The sequence below is a fragment of the Bacteroides sp. AF25-38AC genome (genome assembly GCF_003602995.1).
Classification (GTDB): Bacteria; Bacteroidota; Bacteroidia; order Bacteroidales; family Bacteroidaceae; genus Bacteroides; species Bacteroides uniformis.
Window position 1 is genome coordinate 1 of the sequence record NZ_QTMD01000064.1, and the last position, 7,344, is coordinate 7,344.

The 7,344-nt window shown below is 46.1% G+C and carries 8 protein-coding genes; all 8 read right to left on the reverse strand.

Going from position 1 to position 7,344, the window contains the following annotated elements; genetic code table 11:
- Positions 1-1,228: fimbrillin family protein (locus DWY55_RS21440; RefSeq protein WP_207806438.1), on the reverse strand; the 1,228-nt coding region annotated here is incomplete at its 3' end.
- An 86-nt stretch (positions 1,229-1,314) separates the two neighbouring features.
- Complete coding sequence (locus tag DWY55_RS21445; RefSeq protein WP_117952257.1) at positions 1,315-2,250, reverse strand: fimbrillin family protein; 936 nt, start codon at positions 2,248-2,250, stop codon at positions 1,315-1,317.
- 25 nt (positions 2,251-2,275) lie between these two features.
- Positions 2,276-3,163 carry a FimB/Mfa2 family fimbrial subunit gene (locus DWY55_RS21450; RefSeq protein WP_117952255.1) on the reverse strand — a complete coding sequence of 296 codons (888 nt, stop codon included), beginning with the start codon at positions 3,161-3,163 and terminating at the stop codon, positions 2,276-2,278.
- On the reverse strand, positions 3,160-5,226 hold the full coding sequence (locus DWY55_RS21455; RefSeq protein WP_120178382.1) for a tetratricopeptide repeat protein: 2,067 nt from the start codon (positions 5,224-5,226) through the stop codon (positions 3,160-3,162). The genes DWY55_RS21450 and DWY55_RS21455 overlap by 4 nt, the downstream gene beginning before the upstream one ends.
- Positions 5,219-5,395, reverse strand: a complete 177-nt coding sequence (locus DWY55_RS22130) for a hypothetical protein (protein WP_165859534.1) — start codon at positions 5,393-5,395, stop codon at positions 5,219-5,221. The genes DWY55_RS21455 and DWY55_RS22130 overlap by 8 nt, the downstream gene beginning before the upstream one ends.
- Complete coding sequence (locus tag DWY55_RS21460; protein WP_117974940.1) at positions 5,386-5,724, reverse strand: single-stranded DNA-binding protein; 339 nt, start codon at positions 5,722-5,724, stop codon at positions 5,386-5,388. The genes DWY55_RS22130 and DWY55_RS21460 overlap by 10 nt, the downstream gene beginning before the upstream one ends.
- 238 nt (positions 5,725-5,962) lie before the next feature.
- Entirely contained in the window at positions 5,963-6,466 is a 504-nt protein-coding gene (locus DWY55_RS22220; protein ID WP_182020421.1) for a hypothetical protein, read from the reverse strand.
- Positions 6,467-6,510: 44 nt separating this feature from the next.
- Positions 6,511-7,065 (reverse strand): DUF3575 domain-containing protein, encoded by a 555-nt coding sequence (locus tag DWY55_RS21470; protein ID WP_347765279.1) that lies wholly within the window; start codon positions 7,063-7,065, stop codon positions 6,511-6,513.
- Positions 7,066-7,344 lie beyond the last annotated feature (279 nt).

The following is a 7,344-nucleotide window of genomic DNA, read 5'->3' on the forward strand; positions in this document are numbered from 1 at the left end:
CAGTTCCATTGGTCAGAACGTTACGCACAGCGGAATAGGTCAGGGTTGACGTACCACCCACAGCAGCGATGGTTGTCGGATTAGCGGAGATAGTAACAGTCCAAGCACCATATGTGATTTCACCCGCAGACTGGGTTACCGTGCAGCTTACTTGTTTATCCGATTCAGCTTGTTTAAATGTTATTATTCCCGTTCTACTATTATCCGTATCTGTATTTTCAGCTACTGTAACTTCCAGCGTCGGCTTATCAAACGTTATCCAATCCACAGATGATGAGCAGTCATAATCAAGAGGCGTTTCTGTTCCAGGTATCAATGTACCATTGACAGAATAATATTTTTTAGAAGCAATTGCGAGGTTAAAGGTGCCGCCTTTACTTGATATGTTCTTTTCTATCGGAGTCACTGCAAACTGGTACTCCAAGATCTTGCCCATAAACGGTAATTCCACCACATGCTCGCTTTCAAACAGACGGTCTGCAGATAATTTAAACTCTTTCGAGTCATCAAAAATAATAAAAGGGTCGGCTGCACTAAAAGTCTGTTCCGGGAAAATGGCACTAAAGCTGACATCGGCTGCGTTACCATCCTTGAACATAACAATATCCTGCTGGCCGTCATCGAACAAGGTACGTATCTCTCCTGTCGAAAGATTCATGATACAGCCTGTATATGCATCATTGACAACGGCAGTTCCGGCAGCACCCCCGACATTCTCCCGGCTATAGGGAACCACAACTTTCGATAGCTTGTGGATAAAGGTTAAAGGAATATTGTTTTTGCCTGAGCCGTCAGTGTTCCTGGCATACATCAGGTCTGATTCTGTCAGACTTTCCTGGTCAGCAGCCACATGGAAAGTGAACTCCAAAGGGTTGTCAACAGTAGCATACGGGTAATATGCATAATAGTCAATGGGATAGGATGTTATGAATATTGAGTTGCTTTCCCCATCCGGTACAAATTTTTCACCGTCAAATATATATTTCTTGTTGTCTGCAAAATTACCGGAAGGACGCAGTTGAGCCGGAACCGACTCGTCATCACGCGCGGCCGCAAAAACTCCGATAGCATCCCCCTTCTCAAATTCCGTATCTGTCGCACGGGTGGATGGCTCTGGAGACAGATAGAAACAGACAGGGGATGAACCGGATGTTCCGGTGTCCTTCTCACACCCGAGGAGGAGTGCCAGCAGGAGTACAGATATATATGATAAAAAATGTTTCTTCATACTTTTTCTTTTTATGGGGAGCCCCCAATTTTATATACAGAAGCCATGCCTATCAAAAGCAGGCTTCTGTATATCAATCGTCATTCTCAAATTACAGGAACAAGGGAAATGTCATTATTCTGGCTGTCCGTCCACGGTTCGATTGTCACACCGGACTGGCCTCCGGACGGGTCCTCACCACCACCGATAATAAGACCGTTTCCGTCAAGGGAAATGGAATAGATGTTACGGTAAGAGGCTGCCCATGCTGTACCTGCCGGGAAATCATATTTCAAGTCTCTTCCGTCAATCGTGAAGACAACCTGCATGTCTTTTCCGGAAGTGGCGCTTACCGGAAAAAGAATGCTGGAAAGGGAAACATAGTCCTCCGTCAATGTCTGGTTGGCCGAGAAACTGACATCTCCATCCTGGGTGGTTGTCACCGCCCCAGTAGCAATGTTGTAGCTGCCTTTGGTCTGCAACGGTTTGGCCGCACCTGTATTCTTCAGAACCACAGCGGTAATCTTGCCTTCGCCACCCTTGTAGTCCGAAGTCTTTCTGATCTTGAAGACAACCTGGGTCAGGGCATGCTGCATCTCAATGTCCACATTACGGGCAGTGATGCTCACCTTGCTGTTTCCCTCCCCGTACAAGTGGTCTGTCTGCTCGCTGATGTCAACCGGTACAGCCTTCGGGTCCGCAAGGTCGCTCTTATAGGGATAATAGGCGTATACAGTACCCTCATTCTCATCAAGTAGGATATTGTCGCTCTTGAATCCCTTACCGGTAAAGACAAAAGGGATGTTACTGTAGGATGCCGAACCCTTGTACGGAACGTCAATGGAGTTGTCCACGACATAGACGCCCAGTTGGTCATTGTTTTCCCAGGCAGTCTTTTCAGCTCTTGTTACCGGTGACTTCCCGATGTACGCGTTGACCTGCATCGTATTGGTGCCGTCAACTCCATTCTTGTCATTGAACTCTTCTGTGCAGCTGCATGCCAACAGTGCAAGCAGGGCTGCCGAAACTAATTTGATTTTCATATAAAAAAATTTAGTGAATAAAAAATTATAATACGGGTTGGATTTCTCCCCAGTCCAGATCGCGCCAGCCGGCTATGGTAACAACCGGATCGACACCTGCATTCAAGTCGATGACAATCTCGAACACGATGCCGTCAGATGTAAAATCTGCCAGGACAGAGGAAAGGTCCACTTCCGGATAATATTTCTGAGAATTGGTCACAACTTCCATACAGAGCGTGTTTTCCACCTTATTGGAAAGCCCGAACACATAGGCTTCGGAAGTATATTTCCCCTCTTTCTCTATAAAATCAAAGACCAGACCGGCATAGGAAGGCTGGGGCTGGTTGGTATATATCTTCCGGGAAATGATTACTCCCTTGAGCAAGGCTTCCATCCCGGAAACAGTCTGGGCAGGCGCAAGTCCTCTTATTGTCACATTAAATATGATCTTTTGCACCATCGGCGAGAGAACGAACTCCCGATAGGTTGTATCCTCCGGAAGAATGGTGCCACTCTCCTTGCCCATAAAGACCAGATGCTGTGGATTCGCTATAACCGGACAGGCATATTTGGCCGAAACTACCGTATCGGCATAAATCTCAATTGTCGAGATGTCGCCTGCATTACGGATTTTGTTGTTGAAACGGGTATATGCGAGGAATCTGTATGTTCCGGCATCCAGCTGTGACAAAAAACGGTTGCCTAGAGCGAAATAGTCAGGTTCCCCCAGTTTCTCGGTATGCTCCACACCGGTATGGTAGTCATAATAGCGTACTTGAATTTCCTCCGTTGTGGACGGTACAGGTCCCTTGTCCGACACTGTGGCGGAAAGAAACCCCTTGGCCTCACACTCTTCCTTGAAAAGATTCTCACAAGAAGAGAACAATACGGCAAGGCTGGCATAAAATAAGATTTTCAAGTTTCTTCTCATTGCTCAAAATTTAAGTTATAGTCATTTATTAGCTGATAGATTTCCGGATCAAGGTTTCCCCTAAACCATTTCCCGGGATCAAGACGGCACGCCTCACTGAAAGCGGACACCGCATCCTCAAACCTCTTTTCACGTACATACAGAATCGCAAGCAGATAAAGGGTATCCTCATTCTGCGGCAGGGAGCGCAGTATCTCGACAGCCTGGCGGTCATATCCGAGGCTCATCAGACAGACTGCCGTATTATGGTCATTGTATTCACTGAGTACCGGCAGGGCGGCCTTGTACTGCCGGTTCTCCAGCTGTTTGACAGCATCCATATAAGCTGTGTCTATAACGGTTGTATGAATGGTATCCTTCACCATCTCACTACGGTGCAGATGGAACTGGAAATTCACTGCACGCAGCTGCGGATACAGTTTCTCCCTTATGTACCGGTAATCATGGAAATTCCTGAGTACCTCCTCGCGGGCATCGTTCTCCTTGACAGATGCAATGGCATTCAATATCGCGCTGCGCTGCGTAATATTCGAGTCATTGCGGATGAGACCGACAAGCTTTGTCCAGTCCTCCCCTATCGCATCGGCACGGAAAAGGGCGACTGCTTCCCTGTCATCCGTACGCTGTATCAGATACGACTTGAGCTGTTTTGCACGTTGTCTGGCCAGCTGCATGTTCAGATAGTCTGTACCTTCCGGTGAGGATGTGGCACACATATGCACACTGTCAAGTACCAGCTCACCGGTATATGTCAGTTTGTGCATCGTCTCCATCACCTTGTCTATCTCTTCCTTGTTGTTCCCTATCCGTTCGTCAAACAGCGAGGAACCCGCCTTATAGCTGATAAAGGCGGTTTGGTTGGCAGTAGCATGACGGGAGACTATTATCCGTTTGTATCTGGGCGCATGGTCCAAGAACTGTACCATTGAGGATATATAGTAGGTAAGCGTGTCGCTCTGGGGCAACTGATAACGGCTCTCGTCCATTGCAACCACGATACCGTCTATAGTCACGTCAATCTTACGTATATTCTCATCCGCCTCGATATTCTGCGAATAGTAGTATTCAAACCGGTCACCGTTCTGTATTACGGTATCCAGGCGGCATGGCTCCTTGGGAAACCGGACATATTCATTGTATTTTTCTTGGGTCAGGGCCTTTTTCCGTTCATTCTCCGCCTTCTTTTTCCAGTCAAAGAAACGTTTCTGTATCTCCACCGAGTCCTCTTTCGTAATAAGCCGCTGTTCAAACCGGTATTCAGGGGAAAGATAATTTCCCCAATGTCCTGGAGCATTGGCGACTTCCCTCTCCAGCCAGTACGCGGGAAGAACGGTTTTCCAGTTGTCAGGTCTCACTGCCGCACGGTTGCGTTCCATTACACCGTTGAACAGTAGATTGCGTCTGTTGCGGACACTCTTCCAGTCAATAAAGCGGGTCTGTGACAACTGTTCTTTCCTCCAGGCATAATAGAACTGTTCCTCAATGTCAAAAAGGGCCTTCCGATAGCCCTTTGCATCAAACAGCAACTGCATGTACGCGCTGTCAGGAATAATGGAACTTATGAAGTTCTGGTACATCCGATACCCCTTTTCCTGCTGTCTGAGGAACTGGGCGCCGGAAAGAAGTATCTTGTCAAAGCATATCCTCTTGCCGTTCTTGTATGCTACCGGAGACAACTGTACTTGCCACTTGTTATCTATCAGGGCCGCCGGGACATCAACCTTGAAATCTATGGCAATCTTGCCCGCACGCTCGGCAACATTCTTGCTTTTTGCGACAATCTGCACGTCAGCAAGCGATACGCTCAGGATTTCCTCGCCATTATCATCCTTTTCATATTCCGTGAAGCCCTCCTTCAACTTCCGCATCGTCTCCCTGCTATATACCTGCGTAGTGTCGATCACAGCCGGCTGTACCCTCTTTTTGTTAGGCTGGCGCTGGATCTGCGTCAGCCCCACACGTTGGACACCGTTTTTCTCTAAAACGGAAACAATGGGAGTGCTGCAGCTCAGCACAAGCGTAGAAAGGGTACCAAATAGGAACAGTCTCCTTTTATCAATCATTTTTCCAATGCTTTAGTAATACAATCATAACATACAGAAGATTCATCAGAATGATAATGCCAAGCATTAGCGAAAGTCCGGAACGGATCTTGAGCCAGACACCCTTCAGATACTCTGTCAGTCCCTCTTCACAGTCACTCATGGCATCTCTTCCCAATATCACGAACATGCACTATCAGGTTTTGTCCCACACAGTTCTATCTCAGTGGCGGATATATTGAGCGACGGCTGCGGATTACCGCTGTTATCCAGGTATGCTTTCACGGACATACGTCCACTCACGAAAACTTTTGTCCCTTTCTTCAGACAGGCAAGCATCTTTTCCGTATAGCCGTACCACCTTATCTGTAGCCAGACCGTCCTTTCCGTCATCTGCCCATTATGATCCTTGCCAAACTCCTTATGTGCCATACTGAAACACACGTACTGTCTGTCCGCATTGTCTTTTTCCACGGCAGCATCCGCTCCCAGGTTACCAATTACTTGTGATTGTAACATAGTTCTCTATTTTTATATGTTAATAATTCATCAGAAATCATCATAATCAGCTTCGACCTCAATGGCCATATGAACGCTGAGCAGAACGCACAGTAAGACAACAGTCCCCAAAACGCTGATCAACACAATATATAAAGTCATCACTTACCCTCTCAATCCCTTATCATTATCAGAATGCCACATAGTGCCATGAAAAGCACTATGCCAAAGAATATCCAAACAGGCTGGGTCATTTCCATTATTTCCCATCCTCCTTTGCATTTATACAGTGAGTAGTCAATGGATCTTCTGTGACTGCCTTTTCCGCACAATGGGAACAGAGTGTATGCTCTTCATCAGCCCACCAGCAAGTCCCGTAATCCGGATGGTAACAAGGGTCATTTTCAGTACACCCGCAAACACTGCAGATACCTGGAACAACAGACACCTTTTCAGAATGCTGGAAAATGCTGCGTACTTGACAAAAGTCCATGATGAATACATAATCCGGTACACCGGAAGCCGGCAAGACAGACGCCGTAATACGTTGAAGGGAATGATTCCGGGAATAGCAGATAGGCCGCAATTTAGGATGCGAAGTATTGATTTCCCGGATTCTATCTTCAATCAAAGATGACAAAGCATCCAGAGAGCAGTCATCCTTGATAAGGACATGTTCAAACTGACTGATAAAATCCAATAATTTCTTGCATGCCCTGTTTTTAGGACTATACAGAGACAGATGGTTAACGAAATACGTCATTATTCTATTGTCCTCCTTACAATTGATATTTACTGCCCTAACCATCAGAATAGATAAATAAGGTTCACTGAAATCTTATGGGGTATCAGGTACACTTTCCTCTCATGGTCAAACTTATATCCGCAGGTCTTGCAGAGAGACTTGTCATAGTTGGCCCAAAACGCGGCAAGGCCAAGCTCCCATTCAAAGTTCCAGCGGGGAGCCATCGGATAGGTCCACCCGAAGGACAGACCAGCACCCAAGCCCCAACCGTCATAACGGTACTTGTCCCAGATATTGCCGATGTTGTAACGGCTGGCAATCAACGAGAAACCAACAAACGGATCGCGAAAGCTCTCACGAAGCCAATAGCGGACACCGGGAAGAACTGTCAGGTTCTGGAATTTAGTATTGTTACTCTTGCTGTAAATGAAAGGATTGTACTGAACAGGAAGATGAAGAGAATACTTCTTGTTCAAAGTCATACCAAACTCCGCATTAAGATTACCCGTAACAAGACCAAGGATATTAGTCCTTGCAGAATAAAACTGCCCGAAGCATTGCGTGCTGCATAAAAACAACACTAGCGAAATAAACGACATTCTCAATTTTCCGTACATAAGATGAAGTATTTATTATTGTTCAATTCCGGTAAATGAAAGCTTTCCCGATGCTCACGCACGGGGAAAGCCGAATAATTAACACTATCTATCACGTGGAAATTACCACGAAACAGACATGAAAGGCCGTCACTACGGCCTATACTGTCTAACAAAAGACTTTTTAATTTATATAACCTATTTAGTGGCAGAAAGATAGAACTGTAGAATACATACTCTATTAACATGAATATGCACAATAATAATGAGGTGTTAGTTCTAACAGAACTCTAACAGCCA